Source organism: Lentzea sp. NPDC051838, assembly GCF_040681245.1.
Classification (GTDB): Bacteria; Actinomycetota; Actinomycetes; order Mycobacteriales; family Pseudonocardiaceae; genus Lentzea.
Genome location: NZ_JBFAYI010000004.1, coordinates 482,384 through 507,667 on the forward strand (window position 1 = coordinate 482,384; position 25,284 = coordinate 507,667).

At 69.7% G+C, this 25,284-nt stretch carries 19 protein-coding genes; 7 read left to right on the top strand and 12 right to left on the bottom strand.

Features of this window, described 5'->3' with window-relative positions; translation table 11 throughout:
* The first annotated feature begins 42 nt into the window (after positions 1-42).
* Positions 43-873: a patatin-like phospholipase family protein gene (locus AB0M24_RS13410; RefSeq protein ID WP_363765566.1), complete on the top strand. Its 831-nt coding sequence runs from the start codon at positions 43-45 to the stop codon at positions 871-873.
* On the opposite strand, the gene AB0M24_RS13415 is transcribed toward AB0M24_RS13410, so the two are convergent.
* Both AB0M24_RS13415 and AB0M24_RS13420 read right to left on the bottom strand, forming a co-directional pair.
* On the bottom strand, positions 867-1,781 hold the full coding sequence (locus AB0M24_RS13415; RefSeq protein ID WP_363765568.1) for a peptidoglycan-binding protein: 915 nt from the start codon (positions 1,779-1,781) through the stop codon (positions 867-869). The two genes, AB0M24_RS13410 and AB0M24_RS13415, sit on opposite strands and share 7 nt — an antisense overlap.
* A 10-nt stretch (positions 1,782-1,791) precedes the next feature.
* Positions 1,792-2,316 carry a response regulator transcription factor gene (locus tag AB0M24_RS13420; protein ID WP_363765571.1) on the bottom strand — a complete coding sequence of 175 codons (525 nt, stop codon included), beginning with the start codon at positions 2,314-2,316 and terminating at the stop codon, positions 1,792-1,794.
* Between the two features lie 96 nt (positions 2,317-2,412).
* Between AB0M24_RS13420 and AB0M24_RS13425 the strand changes: the two genes are divergently transcribed.
* Positions 2,413-6,555 carry a BTAD domain-containing putative transcriptional regulator gene (locus tag AB0M24_RS13425; RefSeq protein WP_363765574.1) on the top strand — a complete coding sequence of 1,381 codons (4,143 nt, stop codon included), beginning with the start codon at positions 2,413-2,415 and terminating at the stop codon, positions 6,553-6,555.
* Here AB0M24_RS13425 and AB0M24_RS13430 read toward each other — a convergent pair.
* Positions 6,519-7,175 carry a response regulator transcription factor gene (locus AB0M24_RS13430; protein ID WP_363765577.1) on the bottom strand — a complete coding sequence of 219 codons (657 nt, stop codon included), beginning with the start codon at positions 7,173-7,175 and terminating at the stop codon, positions 6,519-6,521. The genes AB0M24_RS13425 and AB0M24_RS13430 overlap by 37 nt on opposite strands.
* The gene (locus AB0M24_RS13435) at positions 7,172-8,257 is read right to left on the bottom strand and encodes a histidine kinase (protein WP_363765580.1); all 1,086 of its coding nucleotides are present in this window, start codon (positions 8,255-8,257) and stop codon (positions 7,172-7,174) included. The genes AB0M24_RS13430 and AB0M24_RS13435 overlap by 4 nt, the downstream gene beginning before the upstream one ends.
* A gap of 353 nt (positions 8,258-8,610) precedes the next feature.
* Here AB0M24_RS13435 and AB0M24_RS13440 point away from each other — a divergent pair, with 353 nt between their 5' ends.
* Both AB0M24_RS13440 and AB0M24_RS13445 read left to right on the top strand, forming a co-directional pair.
* Entirely contained in the window at positions 8,611-8,952 is a 342-nt protein-coding gene (locus AB0M24_RS13440) for a DUF6223 family protein (protein WP_363765583.1), read from the top strand.
* A gap of 107 nt (positions 8,953-9,059) precedes the next feature.
* Entirely contained in the window at positions 9,060-10,640 is a 1,581-nt protein-coding gene (locus AB0M24_RS13445; RefSeq protein ID WP_363765585.1) for a translation factor GTPase family protein, read from the top strand.
* Between the two features lie 6 nt (positions 10,641-10,646).
* Here the strand turns inward: AB0M24_RS13445 and AB0M24_RS13450 are convergent, their stop codons facing one another.
* The 5 genes from AB0M24_RS13450 to AB0M24_RS13470 form a co-directional block, all read right to left on the bottom strand.
* A complete protein-coding gene (locus AB0M24_RS13450; protein ID WP_363765588.1) occupies positions 10,647-11,786 on the bottom strand; it encodes an ROK family protein in 1,140 nt (379 codons plus the stop codon).
* On the bottom strand, positions 11,783-13,156 hold the full coding sequence (locus tag AB0M24_RS13455; RefSeq protein WP_363765591.1) for an FGGY family carbohydrate kinase: 1,374 nt from the start codon (positions 13,154-13,156) through the stop codon (positions 11,783-11,785). Before AB0M24_RS13455 ends, AB0M24_RS13450 begins: the two co-directional genes overlap by 4 nt.
* Before the next feature lies 1 nt (position 13,157).
* Positions 13,158-14,309 (bottom strand): xylose isomerase, encoded by a 1,152-nt coding sequence (xylA, locus tag AB0M24_RS13460; RefSeq protein WP_363765753.1) that lies wholly within the window; start codon positions 14,307-14,309, stop codon positions 13,158-13,160.
* 68 nt (positions 14,310-14,377) lie between these two features.
* Complete coding sequence (locus AB0M24_RS13465; RefSeq protein WP_363765594.1) at positions 14,378-14,965, bottom strand: SGNH/GDSL hydrolase family protein; 588 nt, start codon at positions 14,963-14,965, stop codon at positions 14,378-14,380.
* A 36-nt stretch (positions 14,966-15,001) separates the two neighbouring features.
* Positions 15,002-18,460: a hypothetical protein gene (locus tag AB0M24_RS13470; RefSeq protein ID WP_363765597.1), complete on the bottom strand. Its 3,459-nt coding sequence runs from the start codon at positions 18,458-18,460 to the stop codon at positions 15,002-15,004.
* Positions 18,461-18,593: 133 nt separating this feature from the next.
* Between AB0M24_RS13470 and AB0M24_RS13475 the strand changes: the two genes are divergently transcribed.
* The 3 genes from AB0M24_RS13475 (at position 18,594) to AB0M24_RS13485 (ending at position 22,268) form a co-directional block, all read left to right on the top strand.
* Complete coding sequence (locus AB0M24_RS13475) at positions 18,594-19,235, top strand: hypothetical protein (protein WP_363765600.1); 642 nt, start codon at positions 18,594-18,596, stop codon at positions 19,233-19,235.
* A gap of 232 nt (positions 19,236-19,467) precedes the next feature.
* On the top strand, positions 19,468-21,453 hold the full coding sequence (gene fusA, locus AB0M24_RS13480; RefSeq protein ID WP_363765603.1) for an elongation factor G: 1,986 nt from the start codon (positions 19,468-19,470) through the stop codon (positions 21,451-21,453).
* Positions 21,454-21,503: 50 nt separating this feature from the next.
* Positions 21,504-22,268, top strand: coding sequence for an endonuclease/exonuclease/phosphatase family protein (locus AB0M24_RS13485; protein ID WP_363765606.1), 765 nt, complete (start codon positions 21,504-21,506; stop codon positions 22,266-22,268).
* Here the strand turns inward: AB0M24_RS13485 and AB0M24_RS13490 are convergent.
* From AB0M24_RS13490 to AB0M24_RS13500, 3 genes are read right to left on the bottom strand one after another with little or no spacing between them, the layout of a single operon-like run.
* The gene (locus AB0M24_RS13490; RefSeq protein ID WP_363765609.1) at positions 22,258-23,715 is read right to left on the bottom strand and encodes a hypothetical protein; all 1,458 of its coding nucleotides are present in this window, start codon (positions 23,713-23,715) and stop codon (positions 22,258-22,260) included. The two genes, AB0M24_RS13485 and AB0M24_RS13490, sit on opposite strands and share 11 nt — an antisense overlap.
* 49 nt (positions 23,716-23,764) lie before the next feature.
* On the bottom strand, positions 23,765-24,112 hold the full coding sequence (locus tag AB0M24_RS13495; RefSeq protein WP_363765612.1) for a hypothetical protein: 348 nt from the start codon (positions 24,110-24,112) through the stop codon (positions 23,765-23,767).
* Positions 24,109-25,185, bottom strand: a complete 1,077-nt coding sequence (locus AB0M24_RS13500; protein ID WP_363765615.1) for a hypothetical protein — start codon at positions 25,183-25,185, stop codon at positions 24,109-24,111. Before AB0M24_RS13500 ends, AB0M24_RS13495 begins: the two co-directional genes overlap by 4 nt.
* Positions 25,186-25,284 lie beyond the last annotated feature (99 nt).

Genomic DNA, 25,284 nt, shown 5'->3' on the forward strand with positions numbered 1-25,284 from the left:
GGCCACTCGCCGGGGCTAGGTTCGGGAGGCGAGGATGACGGGATGGCGACCGCGTTCGTGTTCGCGGGCGGCGGCAGTCTGGGCGCGGTCGAGGTCGGCATGCTCGCGGCCTTGACAGAGGCTGCCGTTCGCCCGGATCTCGTTGTGGGCACCTCGGTCGGGGCGGCGAACGCGGTGTGGTTCGCCGCCAATCCGTCCGATGTGGAGGGTCTGGCGTCGTTGTGGACGTCGTTGTCGCGCACCGACGTGTTCCCGTTGAGGCCGGTGCAGGGTCTGCTGGGGCTGGTCGGCTTCCGCGATCACCTGGTGCCGAGCTCGTCGTTGCGCCGGTTGCTGGAGAGGTCGCTGGGCGACCTGGACCTGGCGCGGGCCGCCATTCCCGCTCACGTCGGTGCGACCGATGTGCTGTCCGGCGCGGAAGTGCTGCTCTCCGGCGGGCGTGCGGTCGACGCGGTGCTCGCGAGCACCGCGATTCCCGGGGTGTTCCCGCCGGTGGTGCTCGACGGCCGCTATCTCGTGGACGGGGGAGCGGTGAACAACACGCCGGTCTCGCACGCGATCAACCTCGGCGCGGACGAGGTGTGGGTGCTGCCGACCGGGTACGCGTGCGACCTGACCTCACCGCCGCGCAGCGCGCTGGGGGTGGCGCTGCAGGCGTTGACGTTGCTGGTGAACCACCGGCTCACGCTGGACGTCGAGCGCTACGGCTCGCAGGTGCGGGTCGTGCCCGCGTTGTGCCCGCTGAGCGTGTCACCCGGTGACTTCAGCCAGTCGAAGATGCTCATCTCGTCTGCTTACGAGAGCACGCGTGCCTGGCTCGCGACGGGAAGTGCCGCCGAGCCAGTGCACGCGCACCCAGGTGGACATCAGTAGAAGCAGCCGGTCCTCGGCAGCGAGGACGGCGTGGGCGGGGTGCGGCCGTCGTAGATCGCGAGCAGGAAGTTCTGCGGGCAGTAGGACGTCCCGCTGATCTTGATGGCGAAGTGCAGGTGCGGGCCCGTCGAGTTGCCGGTGTTGCCCGTGGTGCCGACCCTGTCGCCCGCCCTGACCGCCGCGCCGTTCGCGACCGACCAGCCGGAGAAGTGGCAGTAGATGTAGTCGACGCCGTTCTTGACGATCCGCAGGCCGTAGCCGCAGCTGCTGTCGTTGATGCGGTAGGCGGTGCCGGTGACCGCGGCGTAGGCCGGGACGGTGTTCACCGGCAGGTCGATGGCCGGGTAGTCGTGGTGCGGGTCGTCGTACTCGCTGCGCGGCAGGGCGCTGCGGGCGAGCGGCAGGCTGTAGGAGCCGCCGCCGGACGACGGGGTGCCGCCGACCAGGGTCTGCCAGGTGTTCGGGCCGACGATGCCGTCCGCTTCCAGGCCCTTCGAGCTCTGGAACGCGACCGCCGCGTTGTGGGTGCCGCCGCCGAAGTCGCCGTCGACGGACAGGCCGTAGCCGTAGCGGTTGAGCTGGACCTGGGCCGCGCGGACGGCCTCGCTGTTGTTGCCGCGCTGCACGCTCACGATCAGCTTCGGCCAGGTGTTCGGGCCGATCTCGCCGTCCGACGACAGGCCGTTGGCGGTCTGGAACTGCTTCACCGCCGCCTGGGTGCCGGAGCCGAAGTCGCCGTCGGCCGCGATGTTGTAGCCGCGGTGGCGCAGCAGGTGCTGGGCGGTCAGGACGTTGTCGCCGGTCTGGCCGATCTTGACGTTCGGCCAGGAGGGCAGGGCCGCTTGGGCAGGGCTGACCAGTCCTATCAGGACGCCGAACGCGATCAGGCCCGCGACGAGGATTCTCATGCGACGCACGCTAGGAAGGGATGGGTAGCGGGCGCCCTAGTCGCGAGACCAGTTGTGTGCGGTCGCGGCAGCCGAACTTGCGCAGCAGGTTCGACACGTGGAACTTCACCGCGCTCACCGTGATGAACATGGCGGCGGCGATCTCGGCGTTCTCCCAGCCCTCCGCCACGAGTTTCAAAGTCTCGCGCTCGCGCAGGGTCAGCGACGCCGGCGGGGGTGGTGGCAGCAGCGATGACACCAGCCGCGGTGAGACCCAGCCACCGAACACGTGGACGTCGTGGATCGCCCGCACGATGTCGTCCAACGGGTCGTCGGCGAGCACGAGCCCGGTGACGCCGGCCTGCACGAGGCCTTCCACGACGCTCGCCGACGCGAGGACCGCGATGGTGCGTGGCCCGCGCGCGTTCTCCGCGTCGACGACCGTCACGTCGGCGGGAGTGCCTGGCTCAGCCCACGGGGTGGCGGCGAGGCGGGAGGAGAGCTGATCGGCCAGCAGGGCGCTGCGCAGAGACAGCGCGACATGGATTGTCCGCACATGCCGGAACGGTTGGCGTGGAGCCGTATTTCTCCGTATCGGCTGCGTATAACGCCTGGTCGTTGTTACCGTTCGCGGTACTCGTGGGGGGTGTGCGTGGAGTTCCGGGTGCTCGGGCCGCTGGTCGTGCTGGGCGACGACGGCGAGGTCTCGCTGCGGTCCGCGAAGCAGCGGATCCTGCTCGCGATGTTGCTCCGGCACGCGAACACGCCGGTGTCCCCGCAGCGGCTGATCGAGGCGTTGTGGGAGGAGCCGCCGGCCTCGGCGCAGGAGAACGTGCGGCTGTACGTCTACCAACTGCGGCGGGCGCTCGGCGGGCGGATCGAGCGCAAGCCGGCCGGGTACTCGGTCGCGGTCTCTCCGGGCGAGCTGGACGCCGACCGGTTCGACCAGCTGCTGGAGGACGGCGAACAGGCGTTCGCGGACGGCGACCCCGCGAAGGCCGTGGACCTGCTCGGCGAGGCGCTGGGCAAGTGGCGCGGGCCTGCCTACGCCGACCTGCCCGACCAGTTCGCCGCGCGGCTCGACGAGGCTCGGCTGCGGGCCGCGGAGGCGCGTTTCTCGGCCGAGCTGGCGTTGGGCCGGCACGCCGAGGTGATCGGTGAGCTGCACGAGCTTGCTCAGCAGAACCCGTACCGCGAACCGTTGCACGCCAAGCTGATGACCGCGTTGTACGGCGCTGGTCGGCAGGCCGAGGCGCTGGAGGCGTTCCGGCGGACGCGGGAACGGCTGATCGACGACCTCGGCATCGAACCGGGTGCCGAGCTGCGCGGGCTGCACGAGACGATGCTGCGAGGTCAGCCGCTCGACTTTCCCGCGCCGGTCAAGGTCACCCGCACCGACTGCCCGTACCGCGGCCTGATGGCGTACCAGCCGGAGCACCACCCGTGGTTCTTCGGCCGTGACCACCTGGTCGAGCTGGTGACGCGCCGGATCGACCGCTACCCGGTCGTCGGTGTGTTCGGCGCGTCGGGCAGCGGCAAGTCGTCGTTGTTGCGGGCCGGTGTGGTCGGCGGGCTCGACGAGACGTGGCGGCCGATCGTGATCACGCCGACCGCGCGCCCGTTGGAGGCTTTGGGTGTCGCCCTCGGCACGCGGCTCGACCTCGCCGCCGATCCGTCGGCGTTCGACATCGAGGTGCGCAACCAGCTGGCGAACGGGCCGGACGACGTCCGCGTGCTGCTCGTGGTGGATCAGCTGGAAGAGCTGTTCACATTGTGCGCCAATGAAAATGAACGCTCTCAGTTCATCCGGGTGCTGCTGGACGCGGCTCAGGGTCCGCATCGCCGCACGCGGGTCGTGCTCGGCATCCGGGCCGACTTCCTGGCTCACGTGACGCAGCACCCGAACCTGGTCGAAGCGCTCGCGGACGAGGCGACCGTGCTGGTCGGCCCGCCCTCGGCCGCGGATCTCCGCGACATCGTGCTGCGGCCCGCGACCATGAGCGGGGTGTCAGTGGCCGCGGACCTGCTGGCGACGGTGCTGGCCGACGTCGAGGCCGAACCGGGCGCGCTTCCCTTGCTGTCGCATGCTCTGGTCGAGACCTGGCAACGTTCACAAGCCGAGCTGACCCTCGCCGCGTACCGGGCCGGTGGTGGCGTCCGGGGTGCGATCGCCCAGACCGCCGAACGTGCCTACGACGAGCTGAAGGACGTCGAACAGCACGCGATGCGACGGATTCTGGTGCGGCTCACGGCGTTCGGCGACGGCACCGAGGACACCCGCCGGCCGATCCAGCGTTCCGAGCTCGACGGCATCGCGTCGCCGCAGGTCATCGACAGGGTGCTCGCCAGGCTCGTCGCGGATCGGCTGGTGGTGCTCGACGAGGACACCGTCGAGATCGCGCACGAAGCTCTGATCCGCGCGTGGCCTCGGTTGCAGCGCTGGCTGTCCGACGACCGCTCGACGTTGCTGGTGCATCGGCGGCTCACCGCGGCCGCGCACACGTGGGGCGAGCTGGATCGCGATGGTGGCGCGCTGTACCGGGGCGCGCAGCTGATCACGGCGACGGCGTGGGCCCAGGAGCATCCGGGCGAGCTGAACGCGGCCGAGGACGAGTTCCTGCAGGCGAGTCTGAACGGTGAGGAAGCCGAACAGGTCAGCGTGAAGCGGCGGAACCGGCTGCTCACCAGGCTGGTGTCGATCATGGGTGTGCTGCTCCTGCTGGCCGCGGGCGGTGGTGGTGTCGCGTGGTGGCAGACGGCCGAAGCCCAGCTGCGGCAACGAACCGACCAGGCGCACCAGCTCGCCCTGAGCGCCCGCAACCTCATCGACACCGCGCCGGACCTGGCCGGACTGCTCGCGATCGCCGCGTTCCGGCTGCATGCCGACGACGACACCACCGGAGCCTTGCTGAGCACCGCGTCCGCTCCTCGCCGCCGGGTCGAGCTCAACGCGGACGGGCCGTCGGTGTGGGGATTGTCGGTGTCCGGCAAGGGCGACGTGGCCGCGACCGCGGATCGGGACGGGCTGGTCACGTTGTGGGACCTCAAGACCCGCGAACGAAGGCTCGTGCTGTCCGACCACAACGCGCTCACCGAGGGCGGGTACGCCCGGCGCGTCGAGTTCAGCGCGGACGACAGGTTCGTCGCCTCCAGCGCCAGCCTGCCGTCGCTGGCCGGCAGCCCTGGCGACGTCGTGGTCTGGGATCGGACGACCGGCAAACCCGTTTTCTCGCAACGGTTCGACGTGCTGGCGGACGGGCTCGCGTTTCATCCGTCAGGCAAGTCGTTCGCGGTCGGCGTGGCCGGTGGTGATGTCGAGGTGTGGGACGTCGTCGCTCGTACCAAGCGCACGTTCCGCGGGCACGGGCACGAGGTGAACACGTTGGCGTTCAACGAGGACGGCTCGTTGCTCGTCACCGCGAACGGCAAGGACCGCCCGCTGGTCTGGGACGTGGCGTCGGGTGCGCGGGTCGGCGAGATTCCGTCGCTGGAGGTCAACAACGTCTACTTCGACGGGCCCGCCACCGTCGTCACGGCCACCTTGCGCGATGGCGTGAAGTTCTGGGACGTCAGTGGTGCCTTGAAGTTCGAGCTGCCGAAGCAGGGCCCGTACGCGTGGGAGGCCTCGAAGCCGGTCGGTGGCCGGATGGCGGTGTCGGACGAGGACGGCCTGATCACGATCTGGGACATCCGCGCCGGCCGTCCGATCACCACCTACCGCGACCGCGGCCGGACCGAGTCCAGGGCACTGGCGCTGGGCAGGGACGGGACTTTGCTGGTGTCCGGCGGGTTCGGCCGGGTGGTGGCGGTGCGCGAGAACGCCGTGCCGCCGTTCACCGGACATGCCGACGGCATCAACGACCTCGACGTGCACCAGGACCTGGTCGCGTCGGCAGGTGACGACGGCACGGTGCGGCTGTGGCGGTCCGACGGCACTGCAGTGGCCACTTTGGACGGTCATCCGGACCGGGTGGAGTCCGCGCGGTTCAGTCCCGACGGCACGCGGCTCGCCTCGGTGACCCGCAACCACACCATCACGGTCTGGGACGTGGCTCGCAGGGAGCGGCTGAAGGAGTTCTCCTACAGCGGTTTGGGCGCGTCGACCGACCTCGCCTTCCAGCCCGACGGCGGCGGGATCGTCACGGCGTCGCTCGGCCGGTTCCGCTGGAGCGTGCCGGACTTCGCGCAGAGTGCGTTCCCCGGTGCCCCGTACATCGCGAGCGCCGTCGAGTTCACGCCGGACGGCAGGCTGCTGATCTCCACCGATCCGGCGGGTGGCGCGATGCTGTGGGACGTGGCCGCCGACAGGATGGAACGCCGGGTCAGCACCGGCCAGGGCGACGTCCGCGACGTGGCGATCAGCGCGGACGGGACGCGTTTCGCCACCGCGGGAGCCAACCGCACGATCAAGGTCTGGGACGTGGCGTCGGGTGCCGAGCTGATGGCCCTGACCGGGCATTCGGCGCCGGTGGTGACGCTGGCGTTCAACCCCGACGGCACCAGGCTGGCGTCCGGGGGAGAGGACGACTCGGTGGTCGTGTGGGACCTCGGGACGCGCACCGGCACGTCCCTGAGCGGGCACACCGGCCCGGTGCAGGCGGTCGCTTTTCTTGGTTCCGACGAGCTGCTGTCCGGCGCGAACGACGCGCGGATCATCCGGTGGTCGCTGTCCACTGTGGACGCCGAGCGGCGGATCTGCGCGGAGACCGGCCGCGACCTGACTCCCGAGGAACGCGCCACGTACCTGCCCGGCGATGATCAGGAGCTGTGCGGGACCACCAAGCCGGTCTCGTAGGCGATCACGACGAGCTGGGCGCGGTCGCGGGCGTGCAGCTTCATCATCGCGCGGTTGACGTGGGTCTTGGCGGTCAGCGGGCTGATCACCATCGTGGTGGCGATCTCGTCGTTCGACAGGCCCTGCGCGACCAGGGTCACCGCCTCGCGCTCGCGGTTGGTGAGCTGCGGGAGGTCGCCGTTGGGGTGCGGTGGGCGGCTGACGTACCGGTCGATGAGCTTGCGGGTGATGGACGGGGCTAGCAGCGCGTCACCTCTCGCGGCGACCCTGACCGCGTGCAGGAAGTCCTCCGGCTGGATGTCCTTGACCAGGAACCCCGCCGCACCCGCTTTGAGCGCGTGGAACACGTACTCGTCGAGGCCGTAGTTGGTCAGGATCACGACGTGGGTGTCGGCGAGGTTCTCGTCCACGGCTATCTGGCGGGTCGCCTCGATGCCGTCCAGGACGGGCATCTGGATGTCCATCAGCGCGATGTCCGGCCGGTGTGTTCGCGCTTCGGTGAGCCCTTGCAGGCCGTCCGCTGCCTCGGCGACGACCTCGATGTCGTCCTCGGCTTCCAGCAGCGCCCTGAAACCGCTGCGGATGAGCGGCTGGTCGTCGACCAGCAGGACGCGGATCACGGCCGCGCCACCGGAAGTTCGGCCTGCACGGTGAAGCCGCCTTCTCTTCGTGGCGCGGCGTCGAGCGTGCCGCCGAGGGCCGTGACGCGTTCGCGCATGCCGAGCAACCCGACGCCTGGGTTCGCTTTCGTGTCCGGGTTCGCCTTGCCGTCGTCGTCGATCCGGATGACGAGGGCGTTGGGCTGGTAGTCAATGCTGATCTTCGCCGATGCCGCAGCGGCGTGACGGGCGATGTTGGTGAGCGACTCCTGCACGATCCGGTACGCGGTCCGTTCGACAGCGGCCGGCACGGTGTTGCGCTCGCCCTCGATGGTCAGCTGGGCGTCGAGGCCGGTGCTCCGGGCTTTCTGGACGAGGTCGGGGACGTCGTCGATGCCGTGCGGCGGGTTCTTGTCGTCGTCCCTGAGTGCTTCCAGTGTCGCCCGGAGCTCCCTGGCGGCTTCTCTACCCGCGTCGCGGATGGCTAGGAGCGGCTCCGCGACCTCTTCGCCGCGCTTCTGGGCCAGGTGGACCGCGACCTCGGCCTGCAGCTTGATCACCGAGATCTGGTGGGTGAGCGAGTCGTGCAGCTCGCGCGCGATGTGGAGGCGTTCCTCGTTGGCGCGCCTCCTGGCGGTCTCCTCGCGAGTGCGCTCGGCTTCGTCGGCCCGGCGTTCGGCCTGTCTGAGCGCCTCGCCCGCAGCCGCCGCGGCGATGAGCCAGGCGATCTGGAGGACGTCGCGGGACTGGGCGAACGCTTCGGGCGTGGTCAGGTCGCGCGGCGAGATGAGGGCCGCGAGGGGGAGCGCGGCGAGCATCAGCACGGAGCCGACGACCGTGACGACGCGGTGGCCGGCCCTCATCGTCGAGTAGACGGCGAACAGGAAGGCGATCACCGGCACGTCCACGCCCAGCGCCTGGTAGCCCAGCGCGGTGAGGCCGGTGGCGGCGAGGACGGCGATCGGGGCTCGTCGGCGGGCCACCAGCGCCAGACCGCTCGCCGTCAGGAGGACGTAGCCCAGCGGGGGTGCTCCGTGCCCGGCCACGACGAGGCTCGCCGCCACTCCGGCGGCGATCGCCCAGTCCAGCCAGCGTTTGTTCACGGGTGCAGCTTAGGCCTGTGTTCGCCCTGGTAGATCGTGCGCGGGGAGGAGATCGGGAGTACTGCGCCCGCAGTAGAGCGCGAGTGGGTGGGGTAGCGGTGACGCGGTGTGGATCGCGGTGGCCGGTGCCTGCGCTCGCACGACGGCCCAGTGCACATCCTGCCTGCCGCGAGTGCGGTAGTCGGTGCGTGCGCTCGCACAGCCGCTTGGTGCGGTCAGCGCTGCGGCGCCTGCGGTACCCCAGGTCTGCCTTTGCTTCGTCACCCGGACCAGTTCCGCCTACCGCGCCTGCGGTACCCGATGTCTGCGCTCGCACGACGACCCGGCCCAGGTCGCTCGCACATCCTGCTGCCATGTCTATTTCAGTGATGGCCGCAGATGTCGTGTACGGGTTGACCGCGGGACGAGCCTGGTCTCTGGCGGGTGCCGCGGTGGGGCTGGCCGGAGTCGGGTTCGGCGTGTTCGCCCGGCGCCGGGGCGTGGTGGCGTTGGCCTGCGGGGTGGCCGGGGCGGTGATCGGCGTGCTGGTGGTCGTGATGGCCAAGGGCGGCCCCGGCACCGGCTACGGCATCGTCGGTGGCTACGTCTCGCTGGTGATGGGCGTGGCAGCCGCGGTGCTGGGCGGGCTGGCCGTGCGACGAGCTCGGGCTGCCGCACCGCACGAGGGACAAACCCGGTTGCGTCGCACGTCGTAAAGCTGCTCCACTGCGCACGGCCAGTCGTCCGGACGAGGAGAGGCACATGCGCGAGGCGTTCATGTTCACCCAGAAGGTTTTCGTCGCCTATCTAGAGGACATGACGCTTGTCTCGCACCTTGAACCTCGGCGTTCTGGCCCACGTCGACGCCGGTAAGACCAGCCTCACCGAGCGGCTGCTGCACACCGCGGGCGTCATCGACGCCCTCGGCAGCGTGGACGCCGGGAACACGCAGACCGACTCGCTCGCGCTCGAGAGGCAGCGCGGCATCACGATCAAGTCCGCCGTGGCGTCGTTCACCGTCGACGACGTCACGGTCAACCTGATCGACACGCCGGGCCACCCCGACTTCATCGCCGAGGTGGAACGGGTGCTCGACGTGCTCGACGGCGCTGTGCTCGTCGTGTCCGCGGTGGAGGGCGTCCAGGCGCAGACCCGCGTGCTCATGCGCACGTTGCGGCGTCTGGGGATTCCGACTGTCGTGTTCGTGAACAAGATGGACCGCCGTGGCGCCGACGGGCCACGGGTGGCGCGCGACGTGGCCGAGAAGCTGGAGACCGACGCACCGATCTTCTTCGGCTCCGCGATCACCGGCGACGGGGTCGACGATCTGGTCACCGCCATCGTGAGGTCCCTGGCGGTGACCGTGTCGGCGGACGGACCGCTGTCCGGCACGGTGTTCAAGGTAGAACGCGGCACGGCGGGGGAGAAGATCGCGCTCGTGCGGCTGTTCTCCGGGACCGTGCGCACCCGTGATCGGGTGAGAATCGGCGACGGCGAAGGCAAAGTCACCGCGGTCGCGGTGTTCGAGGGCGGCTCCGCACCGCGCCGCCGCGTCGCCACGGCAGGGCAGATCGCGAAGCTCTGGGGCCTCGACGTCCGCATCGGCGACACGATCGGCGCCGCCCGTCCGAACCGGGTCCACCACTTCGCGCGGCCGACGCTGGAAACTGTTGTGGAATCACGCGATCGAGCAGCTCTGCACGCCGCTCTCCAGCAGCTCGCCGAGCAGGATCCGTTGATCAACCTGCGGCTCGACGGTGACGACCTCGTCGTCTCGTTGTACGGCGAGGTGCAGCGGGAGGTCATCGAGGCGACGCTGGCTCTGGAGCACGGCCTCGCCGTGACGTTCCGCGAGACGAGGACGATCCGCGTGCGGCGCCTCCGCGGCGTGGGTGAGGCGGTGCGCTTCATCGGCGCGAACCCGTACCCGGCCACCATCGGGCTCCGGGTCGAACCGGGGCCCGAGGAGTTCCGGCTGGAGGTGGAACTGGGCTCGTTGCCGCTCGCCTTCTTCAAGGCCGTCGAGGAGAGCGTGCGCGACACGTTGAGCACCGACCGGATCCACGACTGCACGGTCACGATGACGCACTCCGGGTACTACTCGCCGGTGAGTGCGGCGGGCGACTTCCGAGGCCTGGCACCGATCGTGCTGCGCGAAGCGGTGCGCCGGGCGGGAACCGTGACGTGCGAACCGGTGCACCGCTTCTGGCTGGAGATTCCCGAGGAGGCCCTCAGCGCGGTGCTCGTCGCGCTGGGCAAGGTGGGGGCGGTTCCGCTCACGACGACCTCGACCGTCCTGGAAGGACAGATCCCGGCGGCACGGGTGCACGAACTGCAACGACGACTGCCGTCGCTGACCCGCGGGGAAGGGGTGCTGGAAAGCGAGTTCGACCACTACGCCTGAGGCGTGTCAGGCGACGAGCCGCTCGGGTTGCTGCACCGCGCGTCGCGTGATGAGGCCGGCGGCGCCACGGACGACCGCGAACTCGCCCAGCGGCGAGGCGACCAGCCTGGTGTGCCGTTCGCCGCCCGCGAGCACCCTGGTGTCCATTTCGGACTGCACGGCCGCGCTGAGGTGTTCGTGCAGCACGGCGTAGCTGCCGCCGAGCACGACGGTCGGGACGTCGAAGAGGTTCATGAGCGTGGCCAGGCCGACGCCGAGCGCTTCTCCGGCGGCCGCGACAGCACTCAAAGCCTTGGGGTCGCCTGCGTCGAGCGCTCGAGCGAGGGAGTCGAGGTGGCGGCGGCCGGCTTCCTTGAGGATGACGTCGAGGCCCGCGTAGCGCTCGACGCATCCTCGGCTGCCGCACGTGCAGCGGACGCCGTTGCGTTCGATCACGACGTGGCCGAGCTCGCCCGCGAAACCGCTGGCGCCGCGGTAGACCTCGCCGCCCAGGACCACGCCCGCGCCGATGCCGACGTCGGCGCTGACGTGCACGAAGTCCTCGCCCGCGAGGTGGCGGGGCCAGAGGTGGGCGAGGGCGGCGAGGTTGGCCTCGTTGTCGAGCACGACGTCGAGGCCGAGGCGACGGCCGAGGTCACGGGCGAGTGGTACACCGACGAGCGAAGGCAGGTTGGGGGCCCGGACGAGCATCCCCTCCTGCACCACGCCCGGCACCGCCAGGCCGACTCCGAGCAGCGGGCGGGACGGGGTGACTGAGCGGACCAGGTCGGCTACCTGGTCGAGAACGTCGTCGGCCGAGCGGGTGCGGATGTCGGTGGGCACGAGATGGCGGCGGAGGGTCTCGCCGTCGAGGCCCAGGGTCTCGACGGCGAGGTGGCTCACGTTGATCTCCGCGCCCACCGCGACCGGGCCGTCCGGGTGGAAGCGCAACGGCTTCGACGGCCTGCCCATGCCGGCCAGCGTGGCGGCGTCCTCGATGAGGATTCCGTTGGCCAGCAACGGTTCCGTGAGGTTCGAGAGCGTCGCCTTGGTCAGGCCGGTGCGGGTCGCCAGGTCCGCTCGCGAGCCGGGGCGGTCGACGAGGGCGAGCAGCACCGTGCGCAGGTTGCCGAGGCGAACCTGACGCAGGTGGTCGACGGTGGTCATCGCGTCAAGTATCGCTGCGCCGCTTCGGTGTACCGCGCCCGGATCGACGGCACCGCGGCCGCTTCGTACCTGAGACTCTCCGATCCTGTCCACGAGGGCGGCGTCGTCCCGCCCGTGAGTGTCCATGCGGCCTGACGAGCGGCACCGTCGGCCACGTACTCACCAGGTGCGGGAACCGTCACGGGCACACCGAACACCGTCGGCGCGATCTCCCGCACGGCAGGAGAGACCGCCGCACCGCCAACGAGCCGCACGCCGCCCACGTCCGCACCTTGCGAGGCGAGTGCGTCGAGGCCCACGGCGAGTCCGCACAGCATGCCTTCCACGGCCGCACGCGCGATGTTGGCGGGCGTGGCGTTGACCAGCGTCAGACCGTGCAACGCGCCAGTGGCGTCCGGGAGGTTCGGCGTTCGCTCGCCTTCCAGGTACGGCACCATCACGATGCCCTCAGCCCCGGGCTTGGCACTCAACGCGAGCGAACTCAACGTTGCGAGGTCGACTCCCAGCATGCGGGCGGTCGCGTCCAGCACGCGGGCGGCGTTGAGCGTGCACGCCAGCGGCAGGTAGCGGCCGGTGGCGTCGGCGAACCCCGCGACGATGCCGGACGGGTCCTCGGCCCGCACGTCGCTGACCGCCGTGACCACGCCGGACGTTCCCAGCGACACCAGCACTTCGGAGCCGGCGCCGACGCCGAGGATCGCCGCCGCGTTGTCGCCCGCGCCCGGCCCGAACCCGTCGACCGACTCGGACGGGCCGAGCACGCGCGGCAGCACGACATCCGCACGTCCCAGAGCGAGCGAGAGCAGGTCGGGGACGTAGGAGTTGGTGACGGAGTCGAAGTAGCCGGTGCCCGACGCGTCCGAGCGATCGGTGACCAGATCGGACAGGTCGCGGGACCCGCGCAGCCGCCACGTCAGCCAGTCGTGCGGGAGGCAGACGGCGGCGGTGCGCTTGGCGTTGTCCGGTTCGTGCTCGGCGAGCCAGCGCAGCTTGGTGATCGTGAACGACGCGACCGGCACCAGGCCGATCCGCGTCGCCCACTCCGCCGCGCCCAGCTCCTCGGTCAGCGCGGCAGCGGCACCGGCGGACCTGGTGTCGTTCCACAGCAACGCGTCTCGCACGACGTCGCCGTCCTCGTCGAGGCACACCATGCCGTGCTGCTGACCGGCGACGCTCACCGCCGCGACGTCGTCGAGCCCGCCGGCGTCCGAGATCGCGGCCTGGAGCGCCGTCCACCAGTGCGACGGCGAGACCTCCGTGCCGTCCGGGTGGCCGGCGCGGCCCTCCCGGACGAGCCTGCCGGACTCCGCCTCGCGCACCACGACCTTGCACGACTGCGTCGAGGAGTCGACGCCCGCGACGAGCGTCATGTCAGCGCGCCCCGGCGAGGTGCTCGAGCGCGAGCTGGTTGAGCCGCACGAACCCGTAGCCGCGCTCACCGGCGGCGTCGGGGTCGAAGCCGTCGTCCTTCAGCAGGTCCTCATAGGACTCGCCGGCGTTCAAAGTGGACTGACCGAGCTCGGCGACGCCGGCCGTGGCCAGAGCCTCCTGCACCTCGGGGTCGGCGCGGAACGCGGCAGCGCGCTCCTTCAGCAGCAGGTACGTCCGCATGTTCGCGCGAGCGGAGTCCCACACGCCGGTGATGTCCTCGGTGCGCGACGGCTTGTAGTCGAAGTGTCGCGGCCCGTCGTAACCGGCGCCCTCCAACAGGTCGACCAGAGCGAACGCGTTCATCAGGTCGCCGTGCCCGAACACCAGGTCCTGGTCGTACTTGATGCTGCGCTGACCGTTGAGGTCGATGTGGAAGAGCTTGCCGTGCCACAACGCCTGCGCGATGCCGTGCACGAAGTTGAGACCGGCCATCTGCTCGTGCCCGACCTCGGGGTTGAGGCCGACCAGCTCGGGCTTGTCCAGGGTCGTGATGAACGCCAGCGCGTGCCCGACGGTCGGCAGCAGGATGTCGCCGCGCGGCTCGTTCGGCTTCGGCTCGATCGCGAACTTCAGGTCGTAACCGCGGTCGGTGACGAACTGGGTCAGCAGGTTCATGGCCTCGCGGTACCGGTCGAGCGCGGCCCGCACGTCCTTCGCCGTGTCGTACTCCGAGCCCTCGCGCCCGCCCCACAGCACGTACGTCTGCGCGCCCAGCTCGGCCGCCAGCTCGATGTTGCGCAGCACCTTGCGCAGCGCGAACCGCCGCACGCCGCGGTCGTTGCTGGTGAAGCCGCCGTCCTTGAACACGGGGTGGCTGAACAGGTTCGTCGTGACCATCGGGATGACGAGCCCGGTCTCCTGCAGAGCGCCCTGCAGCCTGCCGATCTGCCTCTCGCGCTCGGTCGCCGCGAACCCGAACAGGTCGTCGTCGTGGAACGACAGCCCGTACGCACCCAGCTCGGCCAGCCGGTGCACCGCCTCGACGACGTCCAGCTCGGGCCGCGTGGCCTCGCCGAACGGGTCGCGACCCTGCCAGCCCACGGTCCACAGACCGAAGGAGAACTTGTCCGCCGGAGTGGGCGTGCTCATCATCCACCTCATTCGTTCAATGCTTGAACTTAGTGCGGACAGTACGACGCCAGGCCCGTGATCGCAATCGCTCAGGCGTGCAGAACCGCTTCGACCGCGGGCGCGAGCGCCTCGGCGATCACCCGGTAACCGGCACCGGACGGGTGGAAGCGGTCGGCGGCGAAGAGCGTCGGATCCGCGGCGAACCGCGGAGAGACCGCGCGTTCGACGTGGGCCACCACTCCGCCCGCACGGATGACGGCCCGCAGTTGTGCCTCGGCGTAGTCCCGGCTCACCGCGGACACGACGTTGCGCAACGCGGGAGGAACGTGCGCGACCACGCTCAGATCAGGCGCGGTGCTGACGACGACGTGAGCGCCCACGTCACGGAGTTCTTTGACGGCGTCGTACAGCTGCTGTGCGCCGACATGCGCAGGTACGAACCTCGTCAGGTCGTTCGCGCCGATCACCACCACGGCGAGGTCCACACCGCTCGCGATCGCGGCCTTCACCTGCGCGTTGAGATCCGCCGAACGGGCACCGGGCACGGCCAGCACCCTCAGATCGACCTCGTGGCCGGCCTTGCGCAGGCGGGCGGCGAGCAACGGGCCGAGGGTGTCCTCGCGACGTGTGCTGCCGACGCCCGCGGCGATGGAGTCACCGAGCAAACGCAGACGCATGCAGTGTTCAAAGGCGGTTGACCTGGGCGTGTTCCATCAGCGCTTGCGCAGCCGGGTCGCCTCGCGTTGCGCTTCCTGCCGCTGGAGGTGCGACACGCCCTTCGTCGAGTCCGCGATCTTCTGATAGGCGTCGGCGGCAACTTTGGCGCCACCGAGGGTGATGAGGCGTTCGGCGGCCAGGAGCCGGTGACTCGCGGGCAGGGTGGAGCCCGCCATGCGCTGAAGCAGCAGCACTCCGTCCGACCTGTCCAGCGCCGCGGCCAGGGCGAGCTGGGCCTCGCCGCTGAGCTGAACCTTGACCAGGCTCTTCAACAGTTTGTTCCCTTTGCTGCGATTGGACCTCTTGGCTTCGAGAGCGGCCTTGACCCGCAGCGTGTCCATGACCGTCCCGTCCTCCGCGATGCTGGAATAGGCGCGGTAGCCGGCTTCGAGTCGTTCGAACTTCGCGTCGTGCGCGGCCTTCATCCGCACAGGAGTGGCGACGAGGTGGTTCTGCGCGATCCGGACCAGTGCTTCGACCCCTCTGGCATGACTGATTTTGAGCAGGCGCCGAGCCGCCACGAGCTTGTTGTCGTCTTCGAGCGCCGGGTCGTCGGCGAGCTGGTCGTAGGCCTCGATCGCCTCGATCCGCGGCAGCTCCTCGGCCGCCTGCATCCGGCGTTCGTCCTTCTGGTGCCGGTCGTTCGCCAGGTTCACCAGCGCCTGCACACCCTTGGCCTCGTCCATCGACCGCAGGTGCCGGATGTTCTTCAACAACTCCCGGTCGTCCGAGCTGCTTCGGTCGACCACGTCCTCGAGGATCTTGACCGCGCGTTCCCGGTTCGTGGTGGCGTTGAGCAGAGCCGCCTGGACGCGTTGGTCCTGGGGCACCTCGTGACTCGCCGCGGTGATCAGCAGGATCTGGGGATCGTGCCCCGCCCGGCGGACGAGGAAGAGCGAGAACTCGTGCCGGCGCGCGACGGGCAGGCTCAGCTTCTTCCTGGCGCGGTCGAGCTGGGCGACAGTCGACGCCGGATCGTGCTGGTACAGCAGCTCCATCGCGTCCGCTCTGGACTCCTCCAGCCGCGCGGTCGTCATGAACTCGCCCCACAAGACGAAGCCGAGTGCCTTGTCGTGTTCCGAGGCGAGCTTGATCGCGCGAATCCGCACGTCGTCGGAGGTCGAGGTGTGCCGGGCCAGGCGAGCGAGCAGCTGCAGGCCGCGGTCGACGTCGTGGCGCAGCACGAACTCGGCGCCCTGGAAGCGAAGCCGGGGTTCCGGCGCGTCGGTGGCCAGCTCGGTGAAGGCCTGCACGCTCAGTTTCACGTCGACGGCGCTGAGCAGCAGGTCGACGCTGTTGCGGGCGATCCTCTCCACCGCGGGGTTCTTGAGGTAGCTGACCACGAACTCCATGTTGTCGAACGTGCTCATGCCGATCAGGTAGCGGATGGCCTCGAAGAGCCGGTTGGAGGTGATCTTGCCCGGCTGTTCGACCATGGCCCGCAGGACGGCGGTGGTCGCGTCGGTGTCGATCTCGTGCAGCCATTGGACGTGCTGCTGCCAGTCCTTGCCGGTCTTCGCGGACCGCACGGTTCTGGTGAGCAGGCGCACGGCTCTGGCGAGCACCTTCTCGTCGACCTCGACGCCGTGCCGGACGAGCGCGGCGAGGAAACCGATGTGCTGCTTGCGGAACGTCGGCCACATGAGCCGCCGCAGCTGGGGCCGGATGTCGGCGCCGTCCTCGGTCAGCAGCGCCGCGAGGAAGACCTTCATGCCGAGGTCTGGCCACTCCCACCGGTTGCCCCAGCTTGGTTCGAGGAGCCAGCGCGGCTTGGGCCGGGTGGCGAAGACGTGCCGGGCAGCCAGATATTCCATGATCGTGCGGTGCCGGAACACCATCTCCTGGCCGCGTCGCACCACCAGCCCGCTCATGGGCAGTGCCTCGTCGACCACTTCCCTGTCAGCGTTCTTGATGCGCGACATCGCGTAGTCCCGCACCGTCGGCTCGGGCGTGACCGTCAGCAACCCGTACGCGATCTCGCTCAGCAACGGCTCGAGCTCGTCGCGCACCTTCGCGGCGGTCTTCTCCGCGGACCGACCTGATCTGGCCTGCCAGGCTTCGAGACGCGCACCGAGGTCGTTCTGCGAGACCTTGGACAGCTGCCAGTCGACGTAGCGCCGGTACAACTCGGTCTGGTTGCGGGGCGGCTCGTCCTCCGGGCTCGCACAGTGCAGCGCGCACACCATCGTGGCGATCAGCGGAACGTAGATCAGCGTGTCGAGCTTGGAGGTGCGCAGCCGTGCGACCAGTTGGGAGGCTTCCGCTTCGGGACGTCCTGCGTCGGCGAGCCAGGTCGTGACGAACTGGTCGAGGTCCGCGTCGTTGAACGGGGTCAGGACGTAGGTGGGATGGCCGTTCTTCTCGAACCTCGTGATGTCCTTCGTGCTGAGGTACCTGCTGGTCACCACGACCTGGTAGAGGGCGTCCTCGCGCAGCTGGCCGATGCGGCGCAGGAGTCTTGTGCGCGCCTGGGGGTCGATCACCTCGTCGAGGCCGTCCACCAGGACGAGCCAGCGGACCCCGGCCAGCGGTGCCCCGGCGAACAGCTCCACGAGCTGCGGCCGGGTCAGGTTCAGATCGGCCTCGACGCCGTCGGCGAGTGCCTCGGGCAGGCGGTTGTCGCGGGTGAGGGCGTCCGCTGTGATCGGTACGGGGACGACGGTGCTGCCGCGGCGGGTCAGCCAGGCGTCGGCGGTCTGGGCGGCGAAGTGCCGCAGCAGACTCGACTTGCCGACACCGGGCTCCGCGACGACCTGGGAGTTGGGGTAGGTGGTGAGGAGCTGGTCGGCGTCGATCACAGGCGGGAGAGCGGTTTCCTCGTCGTCGGAGTCGTTCTCGGCCCACCGCTTGAGGTAGATCGTCTGCAGATCGGGCGCCAGGCTCTCGGCGCGCTCGTACTCGTGCTGCTGTCCGAGTGATCGCACCGCGGTGAGGTACTTCCGCAGCACCGGTTTGAGGTGTCTGCGCTTGCTCTCGAGGAGCTGTGCGTCGCTGAGCAGGTCGAGCCAGCGCTCGTGCGGTTCGAGGGGCAGCGAGGGGACGGGCGTCGTGGTGCCGGGCCCGGTGACGAGGGCGCACACCTCGCCGGTGAGCTGGTTCAGGACGGGGGAGCCGGGGACCCTCTCCAGGACCGTGGTGAAGGCGTCGATCGGCTGGTCGGGGCCGATGCACGCGTACGTGCCGTCATCCGCCGCGCACTCGACGAGGGCCAGTTCGGGATGGCCCGGTATCAGTTTGTGCTCCGGCACGAACCTCGACAGCGTGAGCACCAGGTTGCTGCCGACGCGCACGCCACGTCCGGTCCCGGTCGCCGACTTGAAGACGACGGTGACGTCGTTGAGTGCTCTGGTCAACGGCTTGGGATCGTCCGTGATCTGCGGGCACGACGAGATCGTGATGTGTCCGACCTGCACGGAGAGGCCGGTCACCATGCCGCTGATCTCGTTGCGGTACATCAGAAGCACGTTAGGTGTCGAGGTCAGGTGCGGCAGGCGCCGAACGGGGCAAATACCCTACTTGCGGTTCCGGCTGGAATATCGCGCGGAAATCGGCGAGCGCCGACGTGGTGTCGCTGGTCAGACTGTGACCGTGGACGAACTGCTGGGGTGGTGCGTGGTCGCGAACGTCGCCGCCACCGATCTGGTGCACTTCTCGCCGGGGACGAAGCTCTGGGTGCTGCCGCCGCAGTGGGGCGACGGCGGGCAGGACGTCGTGGTGGTCGGCCGGCACCGCGGCAGCCCGGGGCCGGTGTCCCAGATGGTCGTGCCGCGGGTGCACCTGACGAACTTCCGCGTGCGCGGGGTGTACCAGCCCGCTGTGCACCGCCAGCTCACCAAGGCGATGAAGCGCAAGGAGCTCCGGCAGTGGGAGTCGCGGGAGGAAGCGGAGAAGGTCGTCGAGTGGTGGGCGCTCGAAGCGGCCGTTCACGCGGGGGTGCGCCGGCCGCTGAAGCGCGTGGAGTTCTACCACCGCCTCGCGGATCTGCTGCCGGGGCGAGTCTTCCAGGAGTGGGCCGTGCAGGGCGTCATGAACCCGAAGCTCTCGCTGGAGCTCGGCGAGGTGTTCCGCGATCAGGTGGAGGTGGACGCCGTCCTCGACCTGCGCGAGCTCCTGGACACCATCGAGACGGCCGGAGTCGCGAACTGGCGGAACAATCCGCTGTGGCCCGTTGTTGACTCTGTCGCGGGAAAGATTCAGGTGCTCCTGAGTCGGAAAACCGCTGTCGTGTGATCGCCGGGGTGTCTACACTCCACGATCAACATCATCGAGGCGAAGGGAGACCGGCCGTGCGTACCGCCGTTGTCGTTCCCTCGTCGCGCTTCGACGTGATCCTCGTGTCTCCGCACCCCGGCTGCTCGCTGCGCGCCGGGCACCGGAGTGTCTGACGTACCCCTGAGCGGGTTCGTCGGCTCATCGCGCTGACCTCGTAGTTCCTTTCTCACCTGGAAAAGGCACCTGAGCCATGCGCACGACCACGTTGAACGCTGTCCGCAACCTCGGCATCCTCGCCCACGTCGATGCGGGCAAGACGACCCTGACCGAACGCGTCCTGTTCGCGACGGGCACCACCTACAAGCGCGGCGAGGTGCACGACGGCACGACCGTCACCGACTTCGACCCGCAGGAGCGCGACCGCGGCATCACGATCTTCGCCGCTGCCGTCAGCTGCACGTGGGACGGGCATCGGGTCAACCTCATCGACACGCCGGGGCACGTCGACTTCTCCGACGAGGTCGAACGGTCCCTGCGCGTGCTGGACGGGGCTGTCGCGGTGTTCGACGGCGTCGCGGGCGTCGAGCCGCAGAGCGAGTCGGTGTGGCGTGCCGCTGATCGCCATGGTGTGCCGCGGATCGCGTTCGTCAACAAGCTCGACCGGGCGGGCGCGGATCTCGACCGGGCCGTGGACTCCATCCGCACTCGGCTGCACACCGTGCCTTTGGTGGTGCAGCTGCCGATCGGGGCCGAGGACGGCTTCGTCGGCGTCGTCGACCTCGTGAGCATGCGTGCGCTGACCTGGGATCCATCTCTTGTGGAGGGTCCTGTGCCGGAAACGCTGCTGGCGGAGGCGCAACGGCGTCGCCGACTGCTGGAAGAGGCCGTGGCGGAGCTGCACTCCGACGCGCTGGAGGAGTTCTTCGAGAGAGGTCTGTCCGAGGAGACGTTGCGGAAGGCGCTGCGCGAGATCACGGGCCAGGGCACCGGAACCGTCGTGCTGGCGGGTTCGGCGTACCGGAACCGCGGCATCGAACCGTTGCTGGACGCGGTGATCGCGTACCTTCCGTCCCCTGTGGACGTTCCGCCGGTGCGGGGCGTCGACGGTGAGGAGCGGCACGCGGATCCGGACGCGCCGTTCGCGGCGTTGGTGTTCAAGGTGAACGCCACCGCCACCGGCCGGCTGACGTACGTCCGCGTGTACTCGGGCACCCTCCACAAGGGAGAGTCCGTGCTCGTGGGCGGCCGGACCGAGCGCATCGGCCGGATCCTGCGGGTGCAGGCCGATCGGCACACGCCGGTCGACACGGCGGTCGCGGGTGACATCGTCGCTCTCGTCGGCCTGAAGTCGGCGCGCACCGGCACGACCCTGTGCGCGCCAACGGCTCCGCTGCTGCTGGAACCACCGGTGTCGGCTGATCCGGTCGTCTCGGTGTCGGTGGAAGCTCGCACCTCCGCCGACAACGGACGGCTGGCAGAAGCCTTGGCACACCTGGTCGAGGAGGACCCGTCGCTGCGAGTGGCGACGGACCCCGAGACCGGCCAGACGGTGTTGTCGGGCCTGGGTGAGCTGCACCTGGAGGTGGCGGTGGAGAAGGCACGTACGACCCACCGCATCGAGATCACGATGGGCCGCCCGCGGGTGGCCTACCGCGAGACTCTCGCGTCCGGCGTGAAGGGATTCGTGTACCGGCATGTGAAGCAGGACGGAGGTGCGGGCCAGTTCGCCCACATCGTGATCGACACCGAGCCGCTCGCGGAGGGCTTCGAGTTCCGCTCGACGGTCACCGGCGGGCGCGTGCCGGCCGAGTTCGTCCGCGCGGTCGAACAGGGCTGCCGTGACGCGCTGGCCGACGGACCGCTCGGCCACCCGGTGACGGGTCTGCGCGTGACGCTGACCGACGGGTCCACGCACGTCAAGGACTCGTCGGAGATGGCGTTCCGCACGGCAGGCCGGATGGGCCTGCGCGACGCCCTGCGCGCCGGCGCGATGACGTTGCTCGAACCGATCGCCGAGGTCACGGTCACCTTGCCCGACGAGTACCTCGGCGGCGTGCTCGGTGACCTGGGCGCGCGGCGGGGCCGGATCCTCGGCTCGGAGGCGCGTTCGGGTGAGACCGTGGTGACGGCTTCGGTGCCGTTGGCGGAGATGTTCGGCTACGTGACTCGCTTGCGGAGCCGGACGCAAGGCCGCGGCACGTTCACCGCCCGGCCGACCGGGTACGCGGCGGCGTAAAGAACAAGCCCGTCCCTTTCGAGGGGCGGGCTTGTGCCATGCTCGGAGTGGTGTCGACCTTGAGCGTGATGTCGTTCAACCTGCGCTACGCCTCGGACGCCGAGCCGAACTCGTGGGCCGCGAGACGTCCCGTGATGGCCCAACTCCTGCGTGCCGAGCTGCCCGCGATCCTCGGCACGCAGGAGGGCCTCTATCCGCAGCTGCTGGACATCGCGCACGACCTGCCGGACCACTACGACTGGATCGGCCTCGGCCGCGCGGGTGGCAGCCACGACGAGTTCATGACGATCTTCTTCGACACCCTCCGGCTGCAGCCGCTGGAGTTCGACCACCACTGGCTGTCCGCGACACCGAACGTGGTGGGCTCGAAGTCCTGGGGCAACAACGTGATCCGCATGGTCACGTGGGTCCGGTTCGCGGATCGCAACACCGGCAAGCAGTTCGTGGCCGTCAACACCCACTTCGACCACGAGTCGGAGAACTCCCGCCTGCGCAGCGCGGAGTTCGTGCGGGCCCTGCTCGCCCGAACGTCCCTGCCGGTGGTGCTGACAGGTGACTTCAACGCCCCGGCCGCCGCGTCACCCACCTACGACGTCCTGATCGGCGGGATGACCGACACCTGGCTGAGCGGAAGGCAGACCACCCCGGCTTTCGGGACGTTCCACGGTTACGGACCGCTCGTGCCGAACGGTCCGCGGATCGACTGGATCCTCACGCGCGGCGCGACCGTGGAAGCCGCGGCGATCAACACGTACCGGCGAGATGGCCAGTACCCGTCCGACCACCTGCCGGTGCAGGCGTCGATCACTTTCTAGGAGCCCACGCGGGCGGCAGGTCGTGCGAGCAGGTGGGCGCGCCTGCCGCGCGGGCTCGGCGGAAGTCCAGGTACGGACCGGCGATCTGGTCACGTGGCACGGGTGCGAGTGCCAGGATCGCGTCGCCCGCTGCCAGGACCTGGCGGCGCATGCGTTCGTGGTCGACGGCTTCCGCGCCGAACGAAGGCGCCCAGAGCGTCCACGGGCCGGAGATCATCGCCATCGTCGGCACCAGGTGCGAGTGGAAGTGCGTGCCGATGCCACCGAACGAGCACTGCGGTGGCACGCGGCCCGGCACCGGGAGGTCGCTGCCGGGTAAGACGAAGGTGCGGTCGACGGCGCGTCCGGCCAGCGCCACCGCGGCTGCCTGGGCGAGCGCGGGACTGCCCGCGAACCAGCCGGACAGCTCGGCGGCGCCGGTGGGCTGCAGAGAACCGTTGACGGGCAGGAACTCGCGGGTGCCCAGGTGTTCCAGGACGAACGCGAACGCGACGGAGCCCTTGTCGTAGTCGGCGTCCAGTGCGCGAGCGCGGACCTCGCTGCCTTCCGACGAGCGGTGCAGATGAGCGGTCGCGAAGACGAACTCCACCGTGCGAGGCCTGCAGCGCAGCGGAAGGCGGGCGAAGTGTTCGGCCAGAGCGAGGAGTCCGACGGTTCCGTTCTCCTGGACCCAGCCCACGCCGTCGGTGTTGGTGTCGATGACGATGCGTTCGGAGCTCTGGCCGGGCAGGGTGGCGATCAGCGACCGGGTCACGGCCGGGAGACGCGCCGCCAGGACGCCGATGGTCGTGCGCGTGCCGACCTGCAACCGTGCGGCCGCGTCGGAACCGATGAACACACCCGGCACGCGGTAGTGGGTGCCGGTGTGCGGATCCCAATAGCCGCGGACCTGGTCGTGGGGGAACGGAAGAGCCACGACGACACCCGCGGCACCGGCGATTCCGGCGTCGGTCATGTCGCGATCGAGCACCGGCTCGGCGAGGTAGCCGCGATCGACGGGCGGAAACGAGCGCAGGACGACCTTGCCCCGTGAGTTCGCGGCCGTGATCGGGGTGCCGAGGGGCAGTGCGATCAGTTCGCCGGAACGCAGACCCAGGGCGGAGTAGGGGATCGCGGAGGCCACCGGCACGGCGCCGCCCGAGAGCAGCAGGCCGGGGCCTGGTTGCCAGCGCTGGATCGGGATGCGTTCGGAGCGCACGGACATGCCGGGCAGGTGGGAGACGCGGCGTTCCAGCCAGGAGATCAGCCGGTTGTGGGCAGGGCTGCCGGTGGCGCGGACGCCGAAGCCGGCCACGGTGGCGTTCAGGTCGCGCAGCTTGGCGGCGGACGGGAACGCTTTGTCGTCGACGGTGGCGGGGCAGTCGGTGGAGGCGGCGGCGGGCGTGGTCAGTTGGGCGGCGAAAATCGTTGTAGCAGCTATGAATCCAAGCCATCTGGCAGGGCGCACGCCGTCACTGTGAGCGTCGCGAGGCACGCTCACAATCCGCTGTCCAGGTCTAGAAGTGGTCGTTCTGATCCCACGGCGAGGTGAATGCCTCGTCCCAGTCGTGGTCCACCGGAGCTCGCCTCGGTTCTGGCGCCGGTGGCGGGGGATCGAGGACGTCGGCCACTGCCTGTTCGCCCATCTCCTCCGCAGCACGGCGTTCCTCCGGTGTCATCGCGTCGATGGCACGCACCGCCTCCGCGGCGGCTTCCGTGAGCGCCTCCGAGTAGGCGGAGCTGCGCATCACCTCGTGGAGGGTCGTCCGGCCCGACAACACCTCGCGCGCCATCTCACCCATCACGTCCGACGGTGGTTGCTTCGCGAGGAACCGCAGCACCGCCACGCCGAGCCGATCGCTCATCGCAGTGACCTCTCGGCGATGAGCGGGTCGAGACCGGTGAACTCGGTGTTGTTGACCCATGTGGCGGCCAGGCCGAGCGCGTTCTGGTAGATCTCGTACTTGTCGTTCAACCACTTGAGCTGCAGCACGATGCGCGCGGCGAGCAGGGCCAGCGCGGTGTTCGCCGCCACGCGCATCGCCGGTGGCGTGGCCGCCGAGGCCACCTTCGTCGCGATGCCCAGCAGCGCGTTGGCGACGACGTCGGCCAGGAGGCCCGCGGCGAACTCGTTGAACTCCTCGGCCGCGGTCGCCGCGTTGCTGTAGCGAGCCACCAGCTGCCGGCACAACTGGGCGAAGTCCGTGGTCGCGTTGGCCAGCGCGAGGATGTATCGCTCGGCGGCCTCCGCCTCGCGCCCCTTCCACACGTCGCGCAGGTCGTACGCCGCGCGCGCCAGGTTCTTCCCCAGCTGCTCGCAGAACGTGCCGATCTGCACCCAGACGAACCCGACGCGCTGGAACAACATCCAGTCCCCGGACAGTGCGAGTGTCACCTGCTGGAACGGATCGCGGCCCGTGACCTCCTGGATGAAGGTCCGCACGTACGACGTCGGGTTGACCCAGTCCAGCGACACCGGGTCGAAGCTCCACGGCTCCTTTTCCCCGGTCCCGGGATCGCGCAGCACCGCGGTCGGCTCCGCCAGGTCGGAGAACGAGATACCGGGAAACGTCAGTCCGTAGCGCAGGTAGCTCGGTGGCAACGACCCGCTGGGCGGCAGAAGTGCTTCGAGTGCGCCGAACACGCGGCTGCTCTCGTCGTCCGCGGTCTGGTAGTCGTCGACGCTCGCCCGAACTCCCTCCACCACGTACTCGATCCGCGCGGCCAGATTCCCCAGCGTTCGCTCGACCAGTGCCACGGCCTTCTTGTGCACCCCGGTGGCCCCGAACGTGTCCGGCAGCAGGCCCACCTGCCCGAGCGAGAGGGCGCAGTGCCGGGTGACGTGCGCCTTCGCCTGGGCCGCGTCTTCCCGTGCCCGGTCGAGCTGGGCGGTCAGCTTCGCCACACCTTCGGGGAACATCCAGAACGTGGTGGACACGACTTCCAGCCCACCACCGCACGACGGGCACGACAAGATGCCTGGAGAGCAAGGGGATTACCCCGTTCGGTCAACAGTGAACGAAATGGTTCATACCAA